This window comes from Ensifer sp. SL37 (assembly GCF_026672675.1).
GTDB classification, from domain to species: Bacteria; Pseudomonadota; Alphaproteobacteria; order Rhizobiales; family Rhizobiaceae; genus Ensifer; species Ensifer adhaerens.
Map to the genome: position 1 here is coordinate 3,470,268 of NZ_JAPPRN010000006.1, position 22,202 is coordinate 3,492,469.

Annotated in this window: 21 protein-coding genes; 10 read left to right on the plus strand and 11 right to left on the minus strand. The window is 63.0% G+C overall.

The window, feature by feature from the left end; translation table 11 throughout:
* Positions 1-93 precede the first annotated feature (93 nt).
* Entirely contained in the window at positions 94-1,089 is a 996-nt protein-coding gene (locus OVA00_RS29105) for a carbon-nitrogen hydrolase family protein (protein ID WP_268090118.1), read from the plus strand.
* A 151-nt stretch (positions 1,090-1,240) separates the two neighbouring features.
* On the opposite strand, the gene OVA00_RS29110 is transcribed toward OVA00_RS29105, so the two are convergent.
* Complete coding sequence (locus tag OVA00_RS29110; RefSeq protein WP_090293862.1) at positions 1,241-2,455, minus strand: NADP-dependent isocitrate dehydrogenase; 1,215 nt, start codon at positions 2,453-2,455, stop codon at positions 1,241-1,243.
* Positions 2,456-2,733: 278 nt separating this feature from the next.
* Here OVA00_RS29110 and OVA00_RS29115 point away from each other — a divergent pair, with 278 nt between their 5' ends.
* The 3 genes from OVA00_RS29115 to murI all read left to right on the plus strand — a co-directional run bounded on the left by OVA00_RS29115 (position 2,734) and on the right by murI (position 6,437).
* Positions 2,734-4,710, plus strand: a complete 1,977-nt coding sequence (locus OVA00_RS29115) for an FUSC family protein (RefSeq protein WP_060520789.1) — start codon at positions 2,734-2,736, stop codon at positions 4,708-4,710.
* A gap of 64 nt (positions 4,711-4,774) precedes the next feature.
* On the plus strand, positions 4,775-5,605 hold the full coding sequence (locus OVA00_RS29120; protein WP_060520734.1) for an RNA methyltransferase: 831 nt from the start codon (positions 4,775-4,777) through the stop codon (positions 5,603-5,605).
* Positions 5,592-6,437, plus strand: a complete 846-nt coding sequence (gene murI / locus OVA00_RS29125) for a glutamate racemase (protein ID WP_060600753.1) — start codon at positions 5,592-5,594, stop codon at positions 6,435-6,437. The genes OVA00_RS29120 and murI overlap by 14 nt, the downstream gene beginning before the upstream one ends.
* 37 nt (positions 6,438-6,474) lie before the next feature.
* Here the strand turns inward: murI and OVA00_RS29130 are convergent, their stop codons facing one another.
* Entirely contained in the window at positions 6,475-6,660 is a 186-nt protein-coding gene (locus tag OVA00_RS29130; protein WP_268090121.1) for a hypothetical protein, read from the minus strand.
* 304 nt (positions 6,661-6,964) lie between these two features.
* Between OVA00_RS29130 and OVA00_RS29135 the strand changes: the two genes are divergently transcribed.
* Positions 6,965-8,482, plus strand: a complete 1,518-nt coding sequence (locus OVA00_RS29135; protein ID WP_034794538.1) for an ATP-binding protein — start codon at positions 6,965-6,967, stop codon at positions 8,480-8,482.
* Between the two features lie 77 nt (positions 8,483-8,559).
* Here the strand turns inward: OVA00_RS29135 and OVA00_RS29140 are convergent, their stop codons facing one another.
* Complete coding sequence (locus tag OVA00_RS29140) at positions 8,560-8,895, minus strand: cupin domain-containing protein (RefSeq protein ID WP_034794649.1); 336 nt, start codon at positions 8,893-8,895, stop codon at positions 8,560-8,562.
* A gap of 116 nt (positions 8,896-9,011) precedes the next feature.
* On the opposite strand from OVA00_RS29140, the gene OVA00_RS29145 reads away from it, so the two are divergent.
* The 5 genes from OVA00_RS29145 to OVA00_RS29165 all read left to right on the plus strand — a co-directional run bounded on the left by OVA00_RS29145 (position 9,012) and on the right by OVA00_RS29165 (position 13,317).
* On the plus strand, positions 9,012-9,539 hold the full coding sequence (locus tag OVA00_RS29145; protein WP_089044104.1) for a MarR family winged helix-turn-helix transcriptional regulator: 528 nt from the start codon (positions 9,012-9,014) through the stop codon (positions 9,537-9,539).
* A 227-nt stretch (positions 9,540-9,766) separates the two neighbouring features.
* On the plus strand, positions 9,767-10,384 hold the full coding sequence (rpsD, locus tag OVA00_RS29150; protein ID WP_034794529.1) for a 30S ribosomal protein S4: 618 nt from the start codon (positions 9,767-9,769) through the stop codon (positions 10,382-10,384).
* Positions 10,385-10,537: 153 nt separating this feature from the next.
* On the plus strand, positions 10,538-11,485 hold the full coding sequence (locus tag OVA00_RS29155; RefSeq protein ID WP_089044103.1) for a glutaminase: 948 nt from the start codon (positions 10,538-10,540) through the stop codon (positions 11,483-11,485).
* A 129-nt stretch (positions 11,486-11,614) separates the two neighbouring features.
* On the plus strand, positions 11,615-12,496 hold the full coding sequence (ttcA, locus tag OVA00_RS29160) for a tRNA 2-thiocytidine(32) synthetase TtcA (protein ID WP_268090123.1): 882 nt from the start codon (positions 11,615-11,617) through the stop codon (positions 12,494-12,496).
* Positions 12,493-13,317, plus strand: coding sequence for an inositol monophosphatase family protein (locus OVA00_RS29165; RefSeq protein ID WP_268090124.1), 825 nt, complete (start codon positions 12,493-12,495; stop codon positions 13,315-13,317). The genes ttcA and OVA00_RS29165 overlap by 4 nt, the downstream gene beginning before the upstream one ends.
* Before the next feature lie 78 nt (positions 13,318-13,395).
* On the opposite strand, the gene OVA00_RS29170 is transcribed toward OVA00_RS29165, so the two are convergent.
* The 8 genes from OVA00_RS29170 to OVA00_RS29205 all read right to left on the minus strand — a co-directional run bounded on the left by OVA00_RS29170 (position 13,396) and on the right by OVA00_RS29205 (position 22,186).
* On the minus strand, positions 13,396-14,688 hold the full coding sequence (locus OVA00_RS29170) for a multidrug effflux MFS transporter (RefSeq protein WP_034794494.1): 1,293 nt from the start codon (positions 14,686-14,688) through the stop codon (positions 13,396-13,398).
* 81 nt (positions 14,689-14,769) lie between these two features.
* On the minus strand, positions 14,770-16,008 hold the full coding sequence (locus OVA00_RS29175; protein ID WP_060600742.1) for a multidrug effflux MFS transporter: 1,239 nt from the start codon (positions 16,006-16,008) through the stop codon (positions 14,770-14,772).
* 475 nt (positions 16,009-16,483) lie between these two features.
* The gene (grxD, locus tag OVA00_RS29180) at positions 16,484-16,822 is read right to left on the minus strand and encodes a Grx4 family monothiol glutaredoxin (RefSeq protein WP_034794485.1); all 339 of its coding nucleotides are present in this window, start codon (positions 16,820-16,822) and stop codon (positions 16,484-16,486) included.
* Between the two features lie 131 nt (positions 16,823-16,953).
* Positions 16,954-17,199: a hypothetical protein gene (locus tag OVA00_RS29185; protein ID WP_060600739.1), complete on the minus strand. Its 246-nt coding sequence runs from the start codon at positions 17,197-17,199 to the stop codon at positions 16,954-16,956.
* 6 nt (positions 17,200-17,205) lie between these two features.
* Positions 17,206-17,439: a BolA family protein gene (locus OVA00_RS29190; RefSeq protein WP_034794447.1), complete on the minus strand. Its 234-nt coding sequence runs from the start codon at positions 17,437-17,439 to the stop codon at positions 17,206-17,208.
* A 225-nt stretch (positions 17,440-17,664) separates the two neighbouring features.
* The gene (gene purL / locus OVA00_RS29195) at positions 17,665-19,896 is read right to left on the minus strand and encodes a phosphoribosylformylglycinamidine synthase subunit PurL (protein WP_112770854.1); all 2,232 of its coding nucleotides are present in this window, start codon (positions 19,894-19,896) and stop codon (positions 17,665-17,667) included.
* Between the two features lie 197 nt (positions 19,897-20,093).
* On the minus strand, positions 20,094-20,675 hold the full coding sequence (locus tag OVA00_RS29200) for an acyloxyacyl hydrolase (protein WP_268090125.1): 582 nt from the start codon (positions 20,673-20,675) through the stop codon (positions 20,094-20,096).
* A 92-nt stretch (positions 20,676-20,767) separates the two neighbouring features.
* Positions 20,768-22,186 carry an aminotransferase-like domain-containing protein gene (locus tag OVA00_RS29205; RefSeq protein ID WP_034794440.1) on the minus strand — a complete coding sequence of 473 codons (1,419 nt, stop codon included), beginning with the start codon at positions 22,184-22,186 and terminating at the stop codon, positions 20,768-20,770.
* Positions 22,187-22,202 lie beyond the last annotated feature (16 nt).

The window sequence follows — 22,202 nt, forward strand, 5'->3', positions numbered from 1 at the left end:
GGCAAAGGGACTTCAGTCTCGGGTCGCAATCTCGGTCCCACCGTTTCGGGTCCGGTTGCTGGGGAACTTGCCCGAGACGCGAAAGGCCCTGTGATGACTGAAAACCGAAATTTCAAACGGCGTGTTCGCGCCCGTGCCGCCAAGACCGGCGAATCCTATACAACTGCACTCATGCATCTTCGCCAGGCGTGGGCGGAAGACTTGGTGGCGCAACCAAGATTGCTGCGCCTGGCCGTGGCGCAATCCGGCTATTTCGACGATCCCCGCGATGCGGCGGCCCTTCACCATGCCGGCGAAGGGATCCGACACCTGATGCGGGAGGCGCATCGGGCCGGGGCGCGGGTGCTGCATTTCCCCGAGGGCGCGACGTGCTTTCCGAACAAGCGCATCATGTCGACGATCGGTCCGCGCGAAATAGGCCCGTCCGATTGGCGCCGTTTCGAGTGGACGGTTCTGCGCAAAGAGCTTGATGCCATGCGGACGTTGGCGCGGGACCTCGGCCTATGGACGGTCCTTGGATCCGTTCACAAGCTCACCGAACCGCATCGCCCGCACAACAGCCTCTATGTGATCTCGGACAAGGGGGCGGTCGCGACGCGCTACGACGAGCGCATGCTGTCGAACACCAAGGTCTCGTTCATGTACACGCCCGGAACGATCCCTTTGACGTTCGAGGTCGACGGCGTCCGCTTCGGCTGCGCGCTCGGCATCGAGTGCCACTTTCCCGAGATTTTCGGCGAATACGAACAGCTGAACGTCGATTGCGTGCTGTTTTCGACCTCCGGCGGCGCTCTGGCGAACGACATTGCCTTTGCCGCCGAGGTGCAGGGGCATGCTTCGATCAATCGATATTGGGCGAGTTTTGCGGTTCTCGCGCAGCCCGGCCTGACGGCTCCTTCAGGGATTGTTTCGCCCGACGGGCAATGGGCGGTCCGATGCAGCGGGGCTGGACCATCGATCGTCGTGGCGGATATCGGCAGGGACCCCGTCGATCCGGCCCGGCCATGGCGCCGGAGCGCGAGAGGCGGGATCTACGACCCGCATATCGTCAGCGACGATCCGCGCAGCAGCAGCCGCGACATGTTCTAGCAGTCGCTGCCGGTAGCATGGCCGCGCTCGCCTTGAAGTCGTGCGAGTACCGGCTGCAGTCCGGCGCCGATCCGCGTTCCGGAATTTTCATTGGTCCAAAAAAGAAACCCGGCGCGAGGCCGGGTTTCGTTGTCTCTTCGACTGGAGCCTATCAGGCAGCCATGGCCTTCTGCAGGTTCTCGTCGATCTTGTCGAGGAAGCCGGTGGTCGAGAGCCACGGCTGATCGGGACCGATGAGGAGCGCCAGGTCCTTGGTCATGAAGCCGGCTTCGACGGTGTCGACGCAGACCTTCTCAAGCGTTTCGGAGAACTTTGCGAGTTCGGAATTGCCGTCGAGCTTGGCGCGATGAGCGAGACCACGGGTCCAGGCAAAGATCGAGGCGATCGAGTTGGTCGAGGTTTCTTCGCCCTTCTGGTGCTGGCGGTAGTGGCGGGTAACCGTGCCGTGCGCGGCTTCGGCTTCGACCGTCTTGCCATCCGGCGTCATCAGAACCGAAGTCATCAGGCCGAGCGAGCCGAAGCCCTGGGCGACGATGTCCGACTGCACGTCGCCGTCGTAGTTCTTGCACGCCCAGACGTAGCCGCCGGACCACTTCAGGGCCGAAGCGACCATGTCGTCGATCAGGCGGTGTTCGTACCAGATCTTCAGTTCCTTGAACTTCTCGGCGAATTCGGCGTCGAACACCTGCTGGAAGATGTCCTTGAAGCGACCGTCATAGACCTTGAGGATGGTGTTCTTGGTCGACAGGTACACCGGAACCTTGCGCTGGATACCGTAGTTGAACGACGCGCGCGCGAATTCGGTGATCGAATCGTCCAGGTTGTACATACCCATGGCAACGCCGGCCGACGGTGCGTCGAAGACGTCGTATTCGATTTCCTTGCCGTCTTCACCGACGAACTTCATCGTCAGCTTGCCCTTGCCCGGGAACTTGAAGTCGGTGGCGCGGTACTGGTCGCCGAAGGCGTGACGGCCGACGATGATCGGCTTGGTCCAGCCCGGAACCAGGCGCGGAACGTTCTTGCAGATGATCGGCTCGCGGAAGATGACGCCGCCGAGGATGTTGCGGATCGTGCCGTTCGGCGACTTCCACATCTTCTTCAGCTTGAACTCCTCGACGCGGGCTTCATCCGGCGTGATCGTGGCGCACTTGACGCCGACGCCGTGCTTCTTGATCGCGTTGGCGGCGTCGATCGTTACCTGGTCTTCAGTAGCATCGCGGTTTTCGACGCTGAGGTCGTAATATTCCAGATCGACGTCGAGGTAGGGATGGATCAGCTTGTCCTTGATGAACTGCCAGATGATGCGGGTCATCTCATCGCCGTCGAGTTCGACGACCGGATTGGCGACCTTGATCTTTGCCATGAATATGCCTCGTAGCTTATGCGGGACAGCGGGAGCGATGTCCCTTCCTCTCTGAAAAATCCTGTGCCCTATAGCACTCAGAACCGACAAGGCAAAGCATGCTTGGCTGAAACTTTGGATGGAGGTGGAGACGCACCTCGGACGGCTCTTCGCCACCGCTTTTCGACGCCTGCTTTCGTCGCGCCGGCCTTGCAAAGATCGCGTCTGCCGCTATGCAGGAAGAACCGGCGAAAGCGGCGCGCGTCCACAGGCGGCCGCGGGACAGGCAAAGGCTTCCGATGGCACTTCGTTCCCGTATGCGCGATTGGCTTCTTGCCAACGATCCGGCCTTCTCCCGCCTGCGGCAGGCCTCGCGCATCACCGCGACGATCGTCGTTTCCATCCTGCTGCTGATGGCGTTTCATTACCTCGTCGCACCGCTGCCGCCGGCCGCCTTCGGGCTTGCGGCGTCGCTGTCGATCGAAGGGGGACTGGCGGTGCGCGATCGCACCATTGCCGGCCAGCGGCTCACCCGCATCATCGCCGTCCTCGTCGGCGTTTCGATGGTGGGGCTTGCGTCGGTTCTCGAGAATCACCGCTACGTTTCCGACGTCGTCTTCCTGCTGATCATCTTTCTCGCGGTCTATGGCCGCTCCTTCGGCCCCCGCGGTTTTGCCGTCGGCATGTTCGCCTTCATGTCCTATTTCACCGGCGCCTATCTGAGGCCAACGCTCGACCAGTTGCCGGCCCTGTTCTTCGGAGCGGCCGTCTCGGCCACCGTCGCGCATCTCGTCCGCACGCGGCTGTTGCCGGATGATCGCTATCGCGACCTCCTGCGCGCCACCGCAAGCGTGCAGCGTCGCGTAGACCAGATGCTGCTGCAACTGGCGGAGATCGCCCGCAAGCCCGTTCTGTCACCGGCCGATCGTCGTCAGCTGCATGCGGCCGAAGAGCGGCTGAAGGAAGCGGTGCTGATGGCCGAAAGCTTCATTCCGACGGAAAACCGGCGGCCGGAACCGCAGCCCGGCCTTACGACCTCCGACCTCGTCATCAACCTCTTCGACCTGCATCTTGCGGCCGAAAGCGTGATGGTCGTCAGCTTCCAATCGATGCCGCCGCCGGCACTGGTGGAGGCGATGGTGGCGCGCGACGGCGGGCGGATCGACGCGGAGATCGCGCGGCTCGGCGATGCCGCTCCGCGCCGCGAAGAAACGGTGAAGGCGCTGCTGTGGCTGCGCAACGTCCGGCAAAGGCTCGCCCGAAGCCTTGCAAAGCTGACGCCGGCCGATCTGGAAGAGCCGCCACTGCACTTGAGCGGCGTTGCCGCCCGCTGGAGGCCGTCGCTGAACGATCCCGCCTTGAAGGCGGCGATCCAGATCACGCTCGCTTCGGGCATCGCCATGGTGTTCGGGTTGATGCTGTCGCGGGAACGTTGGTTCTGGGCGGTGCTTGCGGCGTTTCTCGTCTTCACCAACACGCGCTCGCGCGGCGATACGGCGGTCAAGGCGCTGCAGCGCTCGGCCGGCACCCTGTTTGGCATTGTGGTCGGCATCATCGTCGGCACGCTGGTAGCCGGCAATATCTACCTGGTGCTGCCGCTCAGCGCACTTTGCGTCTTTCTCGCCTTCTATTTCCTCGCCGTCTCCTATGCGACGATGACCTTCTTCATCTCCGTCGTTCTGTCGCTGGTCTATAGCCTGATGGGCGTGCTGAGCCCGCATCTGCTGCAACTGCGCCTGGAGGAAACCATGATAGGCTCGATCGCCGGTGCGGCGGTCGCCTTCGTCGTGTTTCCGACGCGCACCCGCACGACGCTCGATGCCGCCGTCGCAACCTGGTGCGACGAACTCAAGGGCCTGCTGCAGGCGGCGCGGGACGGGGCATCGGGTCTGGTGCTCATTACCCGCTCGCAGGCGCTCGACCGCGCCTATCGTGACCTGGCCGCCGCCGCAAAGCCGCTCGGGCTTCCCTGGCAGTTGGTGACGCGTCCCGGTCATGTGCGCCAGGCGCTGGCGATCTTCATGGCGTGCACCTACTGGGCACGGGTTTTCGCGCGGCGTGTCGGCACGGATGCGGCGCTGGAAGGAACCGATTTCAAAGCGGACATCGACGCCAATCTCGCGCTCGTCCAGACGGTGCGCGACAAGGCCTCGGCCTATTTCTACCAGGTCGGCCGGATCGGTGCGCCGGTCGATCGCCACCTTCCGATTTCAAAGGACGATGCGGAGCTTGGTCTGGAAATGATCGGGGTGTCTCTCAACCGGCTTCATTTGTAGTGGACTTTAATTTCGCCGGCATTTGTGCAAGGGAAACGCCGAACGAAAGGCGAAGGCTAAGGAAATGGCAGGAACGAACAGCGAGCGCGAACTTCTGGCGGAAGGACCGGCGATCATTCTCGCCTATCCGCAGCTCGGCGAAAATATTGGTATGGTCGCCCGCGCGATGGCGAATTTCGGCCTGGCAGAGCTTCGGCTCGTCAATCCGCGCGACGGCTGGCCGAGCGAAAAGGCACGATCAGCCGCAAGCCGTGCCGACCACGTGATCGACGCTGCCAAGCTCTATGGTTCGGTCGAAGAGGCGATCGCCGATCTCAACTTCGTCTATGCCACGACCGCCCGCGACCGCGATGGCTACAAGCCGGTGCGTTCGCCGATCGTCGCGGCGCGCACGCTCCGCCAGCGCTTCCAGACCGGAGAGAAAACCGGCATCCTGTTCGGACGCGAGCGCACGGGCCTCACCAACGAAGAGGTGGCTCTGGCCGACGAGATTGTGACCTTTCCGGTCAATCCCGCTTTCGCCTCGCTCAATCTCGCCCAGGCCGTGCTTCTGATGTCCTATGAGTGGCTGAAGACCGGCATGGAGTCTGAGGACCAGACCTCGTTCCAGGCGATCGAGCAGCGGCCGGCGACCAAGGAACACCTGCAGGGTCTGTTCGAGCATGTCGAGGAAGCGCTTGAGGCGCGCAACTACTTCCGTTCCGCCGACAAAAAGCCGAAATTGGTCGAGAACCTGCGCGCGGTTCTGACCAGGCCGTCCTTTACCGAATCCGAAATCCAGGTGCTACGCGGCGTCATTTCTTCGCTCGACCGGTTCACGCGGGAAAACCCGCGCGGCTCCGGCGCTCCGGGTGAACACAGCAGGAAAGCGCGAGACAAAGGTGACAGCGAGTGAACTGAAACCCATCCTCGTCTTCGACAGCGGCATCGGTGGCTTGACCGTGCTGCGTGAGGCGAGGGTGCTGATGCCCGAGCGGCATTTCATCTATGTCGCCGACGATGCCGGCTTTCCCTATGGCGGCTGGGAAGAGGCGGCGCTGAAAGAGCGCGTGATCGCGCTCTTCGGCCGGCTGCTTTCCGAGCATGATCCGGAAATTTGCGTGATCGCCTGCAACACCGCCTTCACGCTGGTCGGCGCAGATCTTCGCGCGGCCTTTCCTCAGATGACCTTTGTCGGCACGGTGCCCGCGATCAAGCCGGCGGCAGAGCGCACACGCTCCGGCCTTGTTTCGGTGCTGGCAACCCCGGGTACCGTCAAGCGGGCCTATACGCGCGATCTCATCCAGTCCTTCGCCAGCCAATGCCATGTGCGGCTCGTCGGCTCCGAGAACCTCGCCAAGATGGCGGAGGCCTATATCCGCGGCGAGAAACTGGACGACGAAACGGTACTAGCCGAGATCGCACCGTGTTTCGTCGAGATGGACGGCAGGAAGACCGATATCGTCGTGCTTGCCTGCACGCACTATCCCTTCATGGCGAACGTCTTCCGCAGGCTGGCACCCTGGCCGGTCGACTGGCTGGATCCGGCCGAAGCGATTGCCAGACGGGCGCGCTCGCTCGTGCCGCAACCGAACGGCTTCGAGCCGCTGAACGGCCAGGACCCGGCGATCTTCACCTCCGGCAGACCGGATTTCGCCACCCGGCGGCTGATGCAGGGCTTTGGCCTGACGGTGGCACTTGATGCCATCGGGGAAAAGCGAGCAGGGCATGCCGAAGCGATCGGGTAGTGCCCTGTTCATGCGTTCCTATGGCCGGCACGGCGCTTTAAAAGAAGATCGCCAGCAACAGGCCGATCAGAACAGCTAGCACGCAGGCGGCGCGAAAGCGCATGCGGCTGGCGCGTTCGGCGTCGTCTTTCGAGGCGACCCGTAGCGTGTCCTTGTAAGCATGGCGCATACGGCGATCGAGATTGTTCAGTTCCATCTGCTGCGCTGTTTCGTGGTGCTGCATTCCTGCCCCGGCAAATCGCTTCGACCAAATCGCATATGGGCGTCCGTGCCTTCTCGCAAAAGTACGACATTCAACTTTATATTGTGACATCCAGAGTCTACAACTTGTTCTTTTCCGAGGAGACTTTCCAAAGCGTATTCCCTGTGGGTTATGTGCGCCGACGGCAGGATTTCCGGGAAATCCGTGCTAGGTGTCGCCCGATAGGCGGTCTCCGCGTGATCGCGAATCAATCAAGAGTATTCAGGCACAGTGCGCAACGGTATCGCATCCGGACCTGCGTAAGATTTAACATGACGAGGTGGAAATGAAGGTCGGCATCGACATGGGAGCGACGTCCGAAGGGACATCGGCCTCGCTCGATATCGAGGAGCTTCTGGCCACCCGTCTCTTGGTGCAGGGCAATTCCGGTTCGGGCAAGTCGCATCTGTTGCGCCGGCTGCTGGAACAGTCCGCACCCTGGGTGCAGCAATGCATCATCGATCCCGAGGGCGACTTCGTCACGCTCGCCGACAAGTTCGGCCATGTGGTTGTCGAGGGTGAGCGCACCGACGCCGAGCTGATCGGCATTGCCAACCGCATCCGCCAGCATCGTGTTTCCTGCGTGCTCTCGCTTGAAGGTCTCGATATCGAGCAGCAGATGCGCAATGCCGGCGTGTTCCTGAACGCTATGTTCGATGCGGATCGCGAGTTCTGGTATCCGGTGCTGGTCGTCGTCGACGAGGCGCAGATGTTTGCGCCGTCGGTTGCCGGCGACGTCACCGAAGAGGTGCGCAAGATTTCGCTCGGCGCCATGACCAACCTGATGTGCCGCGGCCGCAAACGCGGCCTTGCCGGAGTGATCGCCACGCAGCGCCTGGCGAAGCTCGCCAAGAACGTGGCGGCGGAAGCCTCGAACTTCCTGATGGGCCGCACCTTCCTCGACATCGACATGCTGCGCGCAGCCGATCTGCTCGGTATGGACCGGCGCACGGCGGAAATGTTCCGCGACCTCAAGCGCGGTTCTTTCGTGGCGCTTGGCCCGGCGCTGTCGCGCCGGCCGCTCAAGGTGACGATCGGCGCGGTCGAGACCTCGGCGCGCTCGACGAGCCCGAAGCTGATGCCGCTGCCCGAGGCGCCGCAGGACGTCGAGGATCTGATCTTCACGCCGGATCCGGAGGAGCTGACGCGGCCGATCATGCGCCGCGCCGTTGCGCCGCCGCGCCCGACGACCGACATCCTAGCCGAGCTCTCCCGCCCGCGGCCCGAGCCTGCCGCGCCGGTCGAGGCAAGGCAGGCGCAGCCGGAACTTTCCGCCGAGGAAAAAGAGAGCCTGCTCGACAGCGTCTTTGTCGAAATCCTCAGCAATCCGGAAGCAGCCTTCCGCCCCGATGCAGAACTGTTCCAGGATTTTCTGGTGCGATGCCGCATTCGTCGGCTGCCATCCGGTGCAGCCCTGTCGCTGAGCGCCTTCCGCCGCAAGATGGCCGTCGCGCGCTCCGGCATCGACGCGGAGACGGCGGCAACAGAAACCTGGGCGCAGGCCTTGCAGCTTGCCGATCGCGTTACCGAGGACTTGCAGGCCGTGTTCCTGATGATGGCGCAGGCGGCCGTCCGCGGCCTGCCGTGCCCTTCCGACGCGATGATCGCGCGCGCCTATGGCACGCACTCCGCAAGGCGGGCCCGCCGTCTGCTCGGCTACTTCGAGGAGCATGGGTTGATCGTCATCCATGCGGATTTTGCCGGAAAGCGCATCGTCGCGTTCCCGGACCTTGGCAGCGAGACCGCTCCAGGCGACGCCAACGGGCCGGATGTGACGGCTGCGGCTGCCGCTGCGGCTGAGTGAACCTCGACCTTTCGCGTAAAGGCATCAGCTATTCCGACCACGCTCAGACGGCGCTGGCGCGTTACGGTGTCGTGGCGTCAGACCCATTCCTGGATGACGTGATCGGACGCGTGGATGCAGGTCATCTGCAGGCGGCCGGTGCCGGTATTGACGAAGCGATGCGGCGTCTCCGGATCGACGACGATGATATCGCCGGCCTTACCCATGATCTTCTGCTCTCCGACGGTGAACTCCGCTTCGCCCGAGTGCACGATCCATGTTTCCGGATAGGGATGAACGTGAAGGGCAGGCCCCTGGCCAGGCTCGGCATCCATCAGGAACAGCGAGATCGGCGTACCGAATTGCCCACCTTCAAACAGGATCGTGCGGTTTGGGCTCTGCTTCTGTTCTGTAAGGGGAATGACATGAAACATGCTGGCCTCCATCGTCGTCCGGGTTGGCTTCCCAACGGGAATGAATTATCTTCACGAGAAGATATTATCCGAAACTATCTTCTCGTCAAGATATATTGACGATACCGAGGTGAACGATGCAGAATGAGAATGAGGGAAGGGACCATGTGGACCGTCTGCAAGCGCAGTGGGCGGCCGAACTGCCCGACCTGAATACCGAGCCTATGGCCATCCTCGGGCGCGCATACCGGCTTTCCAATCTGGTGCGCCCCTCCATCGAGGAGACCTTCGCCTCTTTCGGCATCGACCGCGGCGAGTTCGACGTGATCTCGACGCTGCGGCGATCCGGCCCGCCTTACCGGCTGACGCCGACGGATCTCTATACGCTGCTGATGATTTCGTCCGGTGGACTGACGCACCGGCTCGATCGGCTGCAGAAGGCAGGATTGATCCAGCGGGAACGCTCGGCGTCCGACGGCCGCAGCAGCGTCGTCGGGCTGACGGAAAAGGGAATAGCCCTTGCGGAAACCGCCTTTCGCGCCGACATGGCGAGCGAGTCGCGCTACCTCGAGGTGCTGAGCAAGCAAGACCGCACGGCGCTGGCGGCGCTCCTCAGGAAACTGCTGATTTCGTTGGAGCAAGCGTCACCGAGTGATCCGGCCTGATCAACGGCTGTTTGTCACGATTTCGTTTGACAACAGGGGCTGGACCCACTAAAGCCGCCCCAACGCCGGGCAGAAATGTCCGGTGTTTCATTTGACATGTCCCGTGGCTTCTCCGTCTGCGTGATCGTGAGAAACCTGTCAGAGCCCCGAAAATGGGTTCAGAGGAGGGCGTGTTTCCTTGATCCGGTTTGGAAACAGGCTGGTGTAACTGTTTGAAAGGAAATGCGATGAGCAAGCGCGAATCGTCCAAGTACAAAATTGACCGCCGTATGGGCGAAAACATCTGGGGCCGTCCGAAGTCCCCGGTAAACCGCCGCGAATACGGCCCGGGCCAGCACGGCCAGCGCCGCAAGTCCAAGCTCTCGGACTTCGGTGTACAGCTGCGCGCCAAGCAGAAGCTCAAGGGCTACTACGGCGACATCCGCGAGAAGCAGTTCCGCGCGATCTTCGCCGAAGCTGACCGCCGCAAGGGTGACACCCCGGAAAACCTGATCGGCCTGCTCGAATCGCGCCTCGACGCGATCGTCTACCGCGCCAAGTTCGTTCCGACGGTCTTTGCTGCCCGTCAGTTCGTCAACCACGGCCACGTCAAGGTCAACGGCGTCCGCGTCAACATCGGTTCCTACCGTTGCAAGCCGGGCGACGTCATCGAAGTCAAGGAAAAGTCCAAGCAGCTCGTAACCGTTCTCGAATCGGTTTCGCTCGCTGAACGCGACGTTCCGGACTACATCGAAGCCGATCACAACAAGATGGTCGCGACCTTCGTCCGCGTACCGGTTCTCTCCGACGTGCCTTACGCCGTCGTCATGGAACCGCACCTGGTCGTCGAATTCTATTCGCGTTAATCCGAGGCTCTCGCCTTGTGACGTTTCGAAAGCCGCCCGGAAACGGGCGGCTTTTTTGTCAGTACCGAGCAGCATCCGCGCTACCGCGGATCCCAGCGAATAAGCGCCTTATCGTCGCCTCGATCCGAAGGCGATGACCAAGAGGGAAGCCCGATGCCCGAAGAGCAGAAGCCGCAGGATCTGCAGGCGATCATCGACGACATTCATCGGGAGCTGAGCCCGCGGTTCGGCCAGGGCAAGGTCGCCGACTACATTCCACAGCTCGCGCGCGTCGATGCCAAGCATTTCGGCATGGCGATCGTGACCACAGGCGGCCAGATCTATCGCGTCGGCGATGCCGAGGTACCGTTCTCGATCCAGAGCGTCTCCAAGGTCTTCACGCTGACGCTGGCGCTCGGCAAGCACGGCGAGAACATCTGGCACCGTGTCGGCCGCGAGCCCTCAGGCTCCGCCTTCAACTCGATCGTCCAGCTCGAGCAAGAGGGCGGAAAGCCGCGCAACCCCTTCATCAATGCCGGCGCCATCACCATCAGCGACCTGATCCTTGCCGGCCATACGCCGCGGGAACTGATCGGCGAGATCGTGCAGTTCGTCCGTTATCTCGCCGACGACGATCAGATCGTCATCGACCATGAGGTCGCGCGTTCGGAGACGGCCACCGGTTACCGGAACTTCGCGCTTGCCAATTTCATGCGCTCCTTCGGCAAGCTCGACCACCCCGTCGAGCACGTGCTCGGCGTCTATTTCCATCACTGCGCGCTTTCCATGACCTGCAGCCAGCTTGCGAAGGCCGGGCTGTTTCTGGCCGCCGGCGGCAGCAATCCGCTGACCGGCCATAACGTCGTCTCGCGCCAGCGGGCGCGGCGCATCAACGCACTGATGCTGACCTGCGGCCACTATGACGGCTCGGGCGATTTTGCCTATCGCGTCGGCCTGCCGGGAAAGAGCGGCGTCGGCGGCGGCATTCTGGCGGTGGCGCCTGGCAAGGCGTCGGTTGCCGTCTGGTCGCCTGGCCTCAACGAAAACGGCAATTCGCTGCTCGGATCGCTGGCGCTCGAAATGCTCGCGGCGCGCACTGGCTGGTCGGTCTTCGGTCCCTGAACTCCTCCGACAAGGGCGATCTGCACTGTGCGGCCGATTTCCCTTGATCTTGACGGCTGGAGCGGGCAAGTGCTGGCCCAAGATTAGCCGGGCGCCGGTTGCGCCTGCCTGCCGCACAGGATCCCCGCCATGGACCTTTCGCTCAACGCGTCGCAAGACCAGGCCGAAACCATTTTTGAGACCGAAATCGACGCCGGCGCGCATCCGCTGTTCAGCCGCATGCCGTCCTCCGTCTCGTTTAACAAGCTGCGCAAGCGCCTTCTTCGCCAGACCCGCCAGGCGCTCGACGACTTCGGCATGCTGAAGGGCGCCAAGCGCTGGCTGATCGGCCTTTCCGGCGGCAAGGACAGCTACAGCCTGCTGGCGCTGCTCATGGACCTGCAATGGCGCGGGCTGCTGCCGGTGGAGCTCATTGCCTGCAACCTCGACCAGGGCCAGCCGAACTTCCCCAAGCACATCCTGCCGGAATACCTTGCATCGATCGGCGTCAAGCATCGCATCGAGTATCGCGACACCTACTCGATCGTGAAGGAGAAGGTGCCGACGGGGGCGACCTACTGTTCGCTCTGTTCGCGGCTGCGCCGCGGCAACCTCTATCGCGTCGCCCGTGAAGAGGGTTGCGACGCGCTGGTGCTCGGCCACCACCGCGAGGACATTCTCGAAACCTTCTTCATGAACTTCTTCCACGGCGGCCGGCTGGCTTCGATGCCGGCAAAGCTCTTGAACGACGAGGGCGACCTGATGCTGCTGCGGCCACTCGCCTATGCGGCCGAGGACGATCTCGCCAAGTTCGCGGCGGCCATGGAGTTTCCGATCATCCCGTGCGACCTCTGCGGCTCGCAGGACGGCCTCGAGCGCAATGCGATGAAGGTGATGCTGGCCGATATCGAGCGACGCATGCCGGGCCGCAAGGACACGATGCTGCGCGCGCTTGGCCACGTGAACCCGTCGCACCTGCTCGATCCCAAGCTGTTCGATTTCCAGTCCCTCACACCGGAGCCCAAAGAATGAGCCATTCCGTCGACATTGCCGGCCTTGCCAATCTGCTGCAGGAAGCGGCGGTCAAAGAGATCCTGCCGCGGTTCCGCAATCTTGAAGCCGGCGACGTCAGGGTGAAATCGGAAGCGATCGACCTCGTGACCGAAGGCGACGAGGCGGCCGAACGGCTGATCAAGGCACGCATCGAAGACGTCGCGCCGGGCGCACTTTTCGTCGGCGAAGAATCGGTTGCGGCCGACCCGGCGCTGCTCGACAAGCTCGCCGATGCCGATCTCGCCGTCGTCGTCGACCCTATCGACGGCACCTTCAATTTCGCCGCCGGCGTGCCGCTCTTCGGGGTTATGGCAAGCGTCGTCGCCAAGGGCGAGACGGTTGCCGGCATCATCTACGATCCGCTCGGCAACGACTGGGTGATCGCCGAGAAGGGCTCCGGCGCCTGGATGTGCCGCGCCAATGGATCGCAGGAGCGCCTGTCGGTCACTGCAGGCGTGCCGCTCGAGGCCATGGTCGGCGGTGCCTCGACCGGTTTTTTCAAGCAGGAAGCACGCCGCGAAGTCATGGCCAACATGGCCAAGGTTCGCATCGCCACCAGCTACCGCTGCGCCGCGCATGAATATCGCATGCTTGCCGGCGGTCACATCCACTTCCTGATGTACCAGAAGCTGATGCCGTGGGACCACCTGGCCGGCACGCTGATTTCGCAGGAAGCCGGCGCCTATGCCGCCCGCTTCGACGGCTCGCCCTATCTGCCGTCCCATCTCAATGGCGGCCTGCTGCTTGCCACCGACAAGGAGAGCTGGGAGACGCTGCGCCGCGAGGTCTTCACGGTCTAAGCCGTTCGAAGCAGCCCAAAATACAAAGCCCGCCCGGATTGCTCCGGGCGGGCTTTTTGTTTGCCTTACGGCGGCCGGTTACATATGGCCGCCGCCGTGATCCATGCTGACATCCTTGTCGCCGGGATGGGTGAAGAGCTTGCCCTTCTCGGCCCAGAGCGTTGCCAGGATGGTCAAGGCCCCGAAGAGGGCGAAGCCGCCGAACAGTGGCTGCAGCGTGCCGTTGAAGAGCTGGCCGACTGCGCCGCCGATCAGCGCGCCACCGGTCGTCGAGACGAAGCCGGTGATCGCCGTAGCGGTGCCGGCAAGGTGGCCCATCGGCTCCAGGCTGATCGCGGTGAAGTTCGTCGCGATGACGGCGAAGAACATCAGGAGCACCGAGAACATCAGATAGCTGACGACGAAGGCCGGCGTGCCGGAGAGCGACATCACGAAGCCCGCGACCGAGATCAGCGTAAACAGGATCATCGAGACATGCGAGATGCGGCGCATGCCGAAGCTGCGGACGAAGAAGCCGTTGGCGAAGTTGGCGACAGCAATCCCGCCGGCCGTACCTGCAAAGGCGATCGGCAGCCAGTCACCGAGGCCGTAGACCTCGCCGAAGATCTGCTGGACCGTGACGATGTAGGCGCAGATGACGGCGGTAAACATCGTCATGCCGATCATGTAGCCGCAAGTGATGCGGTTGGTGAGAACGGTCTTGAAACCCGACGCGACGGCACCGACGGAGAGCGGCATGCGCTCTTCGCGCGGCAGGGACTCCTTCATGCGGGAGAAGGCCCAGACGAAGAGGATCGCGCCGATGACGCCGATCAGGATGAAGATCCAGTGCCAGTTGGCATAGAGGATGACGAGCTGGCCGATCGAGGGGGCGACGATCGGCACGATCATGAAGACGATCATCACATAGGACATGACGCGCGCCATTTCGCGGCCGCCGAAGCAGTCGCGCACGATCGCCATGGTGGTGATGCGGATGGCCGCAGCACCGATGCCCTGGATGAAGCGCAGGATCAGCAGCGTCTCGAAGCTCTGGGTGAGGGCGGCGGCAAACATCGACACGGTGAAGAAGGCGAGGCCGCCGAGCAGCACCTTGCGGCGGCCGAAGGCATCAGACAGGCTGCCGAAGAAGATCTGCGAGATGCCGAAGCCGAGGAAGAAGACGCCGATCACCAGCTGGCTGTCGTTGGTGTTGGCGACGTTCAGCGACTGGCCGATTGCCGGCAGAGCCGGCAGCATGCTGTCGATGGCGATGGCGACGCTCGCCGTCATGACGGCGATGGTGATGATGAATTCGACGATGCCCATGTTGAGGCGCTCGGCCCCCGAGACCCCGTCGACATGTTCGGATTGATTGGTGATGGTGGACATTGGGAAAACCCGTAAATTCAATCTTTGGAAAAGGCTGGCCGGCGGTTTAGAGCGCGACAGCGACAGTTGGCGCTTTAGAGATCAGCCGGCCGGCTGATGGTGCGGTTTGAACAGCTTGCCGCGTTCGGCGATGAGCACGAAGACGAGGCCGATGGCCGCGACGGTGAAGTAGCCGGTGGCAAGCGGAGTGGCCGTTCCGTCGAAGGACTGGCCGATAAAGGCTCCGATCACGCTCCCGCCGATCGTCTGCATGAAGCCGAGAACCGAAGAGGCCGTACCGGCGACATGGCCGAGCGGCTCCATGGCCATGGCGTTGAAGTTTGGCGCGATCAGCCCGAACTGGAACATCGTGGCGCAATAGAGGACCACGAAGACCGGGAAGGGCAGCGGCGCATAGAGCGAGGCCGACATCCAGATGAAGCTTGCGAGCGTAAAGCCGCAGAGGGCCGCATGGGACAACGGCCGCATGCCGAAGCGGCGGACGAGGCGGGAGTTGGTAAAGGAAGCGACCGCCATCATACTCGCGAAAGCCGCAAAGACAAGCGGAAACCACACGCCCAGATCGTAGACGCCGACCAGCACCTGTTGCGCCGAGTTGATGAAGCCGAAGAGCGCGCCAAGGATAACCGAGGTCGCGAGCGTATAAAGCAGCGACAACCGGTTGGTCAGCACGATGCGGAAACCGCTGAGGATTACCGACGGCGTGAAGGCGCGGCGGTGGGCCGGATCAAGCGTTTCGCCGAGCTTCGACAGCACGATCGCGATGTTCATAACCGCATAAAGCGCGACGATGACAAAGATCATATGCCACTCCGCAAAGCTGATGATGAGCTGGCCGATCGACGGGGCGATCACAGGCACGATCATGAACACCATCATGACCAGCGACATCACCTCGGCCATCTGCCGGCCGCCATAGACGTCGCGGACGATCGAGATGGTGATGACGCGCGTGGCAGCCGCACCCGCGCCCTGCATGAAGCGAAGGGCGAGCATGAGGCCGAAGGTCGGCACCATGGCAATTGCCACCGCACAGACGGCATAAAGGGCAAGGCCCGCCAGAAGCGGCGGCTTGCGCCCGAACCGGTCCGACAGTGGGCCGAAAAACAGCTGCGCCACGCCCATGCCGAGCAGGTAGGCGGTGATGATGTATTGCCGCTCGTTTTCCGACGCCACGCCCAGGCTGGCCCCGATTTCCTGGAGGCCCGGCAGCATGATGTCGATCGAAATCGCGTTCGTCGCCATCAGTGTGGCCATCAGCGCGATGAACTGGAATTTCGTGAGGCCGGGCAGGGCATCGTCGTTGGTCGTGCTTGTCATTTCAAAAGTCCTAGCGGCGCGGTGGGCGCCAAGCGAAACAGGTCTGGGTCCGGACCGCTCCGGAAAATGAAGGATGTCGGCTGGCTAAATGCCGGTCGGCACAGGGATGTCAGGCGGGAGCGACCGGGAAGCCGCACCACATGGACCAGGCCTGCAGGAAGCGGCGGGAGCATCGATCGGCAGCGACGGGGTCATTTCCGTGCCGGGAGGCCGGAGCGGGAACCGCTGCTGCTTATGCCGAACGATCGCGACTGCTTCATGACAGGCCGAAAATGCGGCCCCAGGCCTCGCTGCAGAACGCCGGAAACGTTTCAGGAAGGAAGCCTGCTTTCACAAACATTCAAACGGTCATTGCGCGAACCAAGCGCGCAAAGCCTTTGGGAAGACAACGAAAATCGGGATCCGGACGAGACGTCCGAATCAAAAAAGGCGGTTGCCCGCCTTCTCCGATGGATCGGGACAAGGCGTCCTTGAGTTAGGCGACAGCGCCCTTCACGGCGATACCCTGCTCCGAAAGGTGGGACTGAAGTTCGCCGGCCTGGAACATCTCACGCACGATGTCGCAACCGCCGACGAATTCGCCCTTGACGTAGAGCTGCGGGATCGTCGGCCAGTTGGAATAGTCCTTGATGCCCTGGCGCAGGTCCGCGTCGGCGAGCACGTTGATGCCCTTGTAGTCGACGCCGATGTAGTCGAGAATCTGGACCACCTGACCGGAGAAGCCACACTGCGGGAACTGCGGCGTACCCTTCATGAAGAGCACCACATCGTTCGTCTTGACTTCGTTGTCGATGAATTCGTGAATTCCGCTCATCCTGTCTTCCTTCCTGCGCCGGCTTCAAGGGCCGGATATCGATTGGGTCTTAGATAGCATGCATATTGGTGATTTTCACCACCCAATCGCAACAAATATTGATGGGCCTCAAGATGTGGTTTTAATACCACTCAAGCCGTGCGGCGCCGCGTCTTGCTGCGCGCCGCCGAGGTTTTCCGCCGGCTGACCTGTTTCTTCGCCGGCTTGCGGATGGCGGCTTCAAGGATATCCGCGAGGATGCCGCCGCCAGAGGCCGCCGGCCGCGTCCGGCGCTTCGTCCGCTTGGTGGCCGTGCGCTTGACGCCGGTCTTCCTCAGAATTTCTTTGAGCGCGCTGTCAACGACGCCGCTGACGAGTTCCTTGATCAGGTCAGCCACGCCAGCTTACTCCGGCGCGCTCGTCTGAAGTGCCAGGGCATGCAGCACGCCGCCCATATTGCCCTTCAGTGCGTTGTAGACCATCTGGTGCTGCTGCACGCGGCTTTTGCCACGAAACGCCTCGGCCACGACTTCGGCGGCATAGTGGTCGCCGTCACCGGCCAGATCGCGGATCGTGACCTTGGCTCCGGGAATCCCCGCCTTGATCATGTCTTCGATGTCGCCTGGTGTCATGGGCATGATACGCCAACTCCCTTTTTATTCTGCAACGTCAGCAGCCTGCCGACGTTGTCCATGAAACAAGGGAACCACGATTCAGGGGCGGAACGCAATTGCTGAATTGGGTGAGGGAGGGTAGTTGCCAGCGCCGACACGATCAAATGATCGCCGTCGGCAGCGCCTGCAAGCAGGCACGCAATAGGGATGACGGGAGCCGCAGAAAGTGCGGCTCCCGTCATCGATCTCTCAGTTTTCAGGCGCGAGGTCGCCCTGCATGAAGTCCGGGAACCAGCCTTCATGGGCGGCGCGGAGATCCGCAACCGAGACGGCCTTGGCGTCGCCAAGCTTGACGGCGTCGCCGCCGGTCTTGCCGATGACGGGGAGCGAGACGCCGGCAGCCTTGGCACGAGCGGCAACCGTGTCGAGCGCGCCGGCGGCAACCGTCACGACGTAGCGACCCTGGTCTTCGCCGTAGAAGGTCGCGATCGGATCATGGCCGGCAACAGCGTCGACCGAGGCGCCGATGCCCGAAGCCATCGCCATTTCGGCAACGGCAAGTGCCAGGCCGCCCGACGAGCAATCGTGCACGGCGGTTACAAGACCGTCGACGATCAGGCCGCGGACGAAGTCGCCAACCTTGCGCTCATGCGCCAGATCGACATGGGGCGCCGGGCCATCGGTGCGGCCGTGAACGTCGCGCATATAGACCGACTGGGCGATGTGCGAGCCGAGACCGGCCGGCGCGCCGGCGACGAGGATCGTTTCGCCTTCAGCGGCAAAGCGGATGCGCGCCATCTTCGACCAGTCCTTGATCAGGCCGACACCGCCGATGGTCGGGGTCGGCAGGATCGCCTGGCCGTTTGTCTCGTTGTAGAGCGAGACGTTGCCCGACACGATCGGGAAGTCGAGTGCGGTGCAGGCTTCTCCGATGCCCTTGATGGCATGAACCAGCTGGCTCATGATCTCAGGGCGTTCCGGGTTGCCGAAGTTGAGGTTGTCGGTGGCTGCCAGCGGCAGCGATCCGGTTGCCGTCAGGTTGCGCCAGCATTCGGCGACCGCCTGCTTGCCGCCTTCGTAAGGATCGGCTTCGACGTAGCGCGGCGTCACGTCGGAGGAGAAGGCAAGCGCCTTGGAGGCATGACCTTCGACGCGCACGACACCGGCGTCGCCGCCCGGCAGCTGCAGCGAGTTGCCCTGGATCAGCGTGTCGTACTGCTCGTAAACCCAACGGCGCGACGAATTGTTGGCCGAACCGACGAGCTTGACGAGCGCGTCGGCGACGTCGGCTGCCGGAATGTCGTTGGTTGCGAGCGGTGCCGCGGTCTTGGCCGGGGTCCAGGGACGATCATATTCCGGCGCTTCGTCGCCCAGTTCCTTGATCGGCAGGTTCGCAACCTCTTCGCCCTGGTGCAGGATACGGAAGCGCAGGTCGTCGGTCGTCTTGCCGACGATTGCGAAATCGAGGCCCCACTTGACGAAGATCGCTTTGGCGACCTCTTCCTTGGCGGGCTCGAGCACCATGAGCATGCGCTCCTGGCTTTCCGACAGCATCATTTCATAGGCGGTCATGCGCTCTTCGCGCACCGGAACGGTGTCGAGGTCGAGCTCGATGCCGAGGTCGCCCTTGGCGCCCATTTCGACGGCCGAGCAGGTGAGGCCGGCTGCACCCATGTCCTGGATGGCGATGACGGCGCCGGTCGTCATCAGCTCGAGGCAAGCTTCGAGCAGGCACTTTTCGGTGAAGGGGTCGCCGACCTGAACGGTCGGGCGCTTTTCTTCGATCGACTCGTCGAACTCGGCAGACGCCATGGTCGCACCACCGACGCCGTCTCGGCCGGTCTTGGCACCGAGATAAACGACCGGAAGGCCGACGCCTTCGGCCTTGGAGTAGAAGATGGCATCGCTCTTGGCGAGGCCGGCGGCAAAGGCGTTGACGAGGATGTTGCCGTTGTAGCGGGCATCAAACTCGACTTCGCCGCCGACGGTCGGAACGCCGAAGGAATTGCCGTAGCCGCCGACACCGGCAACGACGCCGGAAACGAGGTGGCGGGTCTTCGGGTGGTCGGGCGAACCGAAGCGCAGCGCGTTCATCGCTGCGACGGGACGGGCGCCCATGGTGAAGACGTCGCGCAGGATGCCGCCGACGCCCGTTGCCGCGCCCTGGTAGGGCTCGATATAGGACGGGTGGTTGTGGCTCTCCATCTTGAAGACGACGCAGTCGCCGTCATCGATGTCGACCACGCCGGCGTTTTCGCCCGGGCCCTGGATGACGCGCGGCCCCTTGGTCGGCAGCGTGCGCAGCCACTTCTTGGAAGACTTGTAGGAGCAGTGCTCGTTCCACATGGCCGAGAAGATGCCGAGCTCGGTGAAGGTCGGCTCGCGCCCGATCAGGCCGAGGATGCGCTCGTATTCGTCAGGCTTCAGCCCGTGCGATGCGATGAGGTCCGGGGTGATGGGGCGGGTGTTGGAAATCGTCATCGTCGACCGTCAAATCCTTCGGGCGGCGCGCAATCCACTAATGAGGAATATGGCGCGTGCGAACCGCAACAGAAACAGGGGGCGCTTTGCGGCTTCTTTAACCTATGCTGCGGCGGGGCGCGACAGAAAAATACGGGCGATCAACAGCGGTTGATGCCCGTATGAAGCTTTGTTGAGCGCGACTGCGCAGGCCTGCGTCAGAACTTGTAGCCGAGGGCGAGGCCGGCGCGTGTCAGGCCGTTGTTGGGACCGTCGCAGAGATTGGCGTGCGACGCATGTTCAACGGTCGCCGAGACGTTCCAGTGTTCGTCGAGGCGCACGCCCGCGGCGGCGTATTCGCGGAAGAGGACGCGGCAGCCGAGTTGCGGACCGGAACCGTTGGGATCGTCGAGATCGCCGTCGTGAACCGTGCCGCCCGCGCCGAACTCCACGAAGAGGCGTTGCGTCATGTCGAAGGTCCAGCTCAGGCCGGCATAGGCCTGGTTGACGCCGTTCGACGACGTGGCCACGGCAGCACCGGTATAGACGCGTGGACGCAGCAGCTTTTCGCCGAGATCCGCGGCGCCGTCCGCATTGAACGGATCGAAGTAGAGCGTGAACGACGGAAACACGCCGTCTTCCTGCTTGCCGCCGCTGGCGATCGATGTCGTCACGCCGAAGCGCATTTCGTCGAAGACACCATCTTGAGCCGCCGCCGGCGCGGCGATGACGGAGGTGGTCGTGACGAAAAGAAGGGATGCAATCAGGCGGGGCGGAACCGGGCGAAGCGATAGCGGCATGCGAAATCCTTGAGGGCGAATCATCTACGCAAGACTGCTAAAACAGTATGATGCGGAAGCTTGCGCGAAAGTCACCCCGTCGATTTCGATAGTCACTCGAAACTGTCGTAGCCGGCTCGGCCGCTGTCGAGCAGCCGCTTCAGCGTCTGGAATCCGGCTCTCACCTCGGCGCGCTGCGGTGGCGAGGAAAAGCCGATGCGGATCCGATGGAAGACGCGATCGGTACGGCCGGCCTTGAACTCGTCCTCGTCGTCGACGAGCACGCCTTCCTGAAGAGCCGCCTGCTTGAAGGTTCCTGACAGCCAGGGGTCAGGCAACTTCATCCAGAGGAACGGAATGCAGGGATGGGACGCGAACTCGATACCCTCAAAGACCTCGCGCGCCATTGCTTCGCGGGCGCGAACCTCCTCTATGCCCTGGCTGCGCAAGGCTGCAGCCGAGCCGGAGAGTACCAGCCGGGCGCAGAGTTCCGCCAGGATGAACGGCAGGCCGCCGCTGACCATCTTGTGGGCGATGCGGATGCGCTGGCCGAAATGCGGAGGGCAGGCGACCCAGCCACCGCGAACGCCTGCGGCAACCGACTTCGAAAGACCGCCGACGAGGAAGGTGCGTTCGGGCGCAAGCTCGGCGAGCAGCGGCGTTTGATCGCCGGTCATGGCGCCGTAAAGATCATCCTCCACCAGCCAGACGCCGTATTTGCGGGCGATATCGGCGATCGCCTGGCGGCGGGCGAGCGGCATGACGGCCACTGTCGGGTTCTGCGCGCTCGGCATCAGGAAGGCGAGCTTCGGATGCTGCTGCGCGCAGACGCGCTCGAAGTCGTCGGGGATCATGCCGAAGGCGTCGGATTCGACCAGCGTCGTGCGGCGACCAATCAGGCCGGCGCTGCGGCTGACCTGCGAATAGGTGAGCGTCTCGAAGGCGATGCGGTCGCCTGGGGCCGTCACCGCCGCGATTACGGCAACGACGGCCGCATGCGCACCGAGCGTCGGCACGATGTTTTCGGGCTTAGGACGAAACCCTCCGCGCGCCAGCCATTGGCAGCCTGCCTCGAACCAGTGATCCGGGAAGTTCCGCGCGTAGCTGGCAATATCGGCGTGATGCTCGTGACTGATTTCGCTCAACACTTCGCTCAGCACCGTTCCCTGGCCGATATCCGGCGCGGCGGTGCTGTCGAACCTGAGCTTGCCAACGGGCGCGACCAGGGGCCGGGTGCCGGCAAGGGACGTCGTCAGCGGGTCCGCCTGCTCCGGCGGCCGGCTTTCGGGATGGTCGAGCACATAGGTGCCGCGCCCGACTTCGCCGCTCACAAGCCCGCGCTCGCGGACAATATTGTAGGCGCGCCCGATCGTGCCGATTGTCACCCCGATATCGTAGGCGAGGTTGCGTTGCGGTGGCAATTTGGCGCCGACGGGCAAGGCCCCGTTGCCAATTGCCAGTTCGATTTGATCGGCGATCCGTGCGTAGAGCGGACCGTGACCCTGCTGAATGTCGGGGAGCCAATTTGTCATAGTGACAATTCTTTAG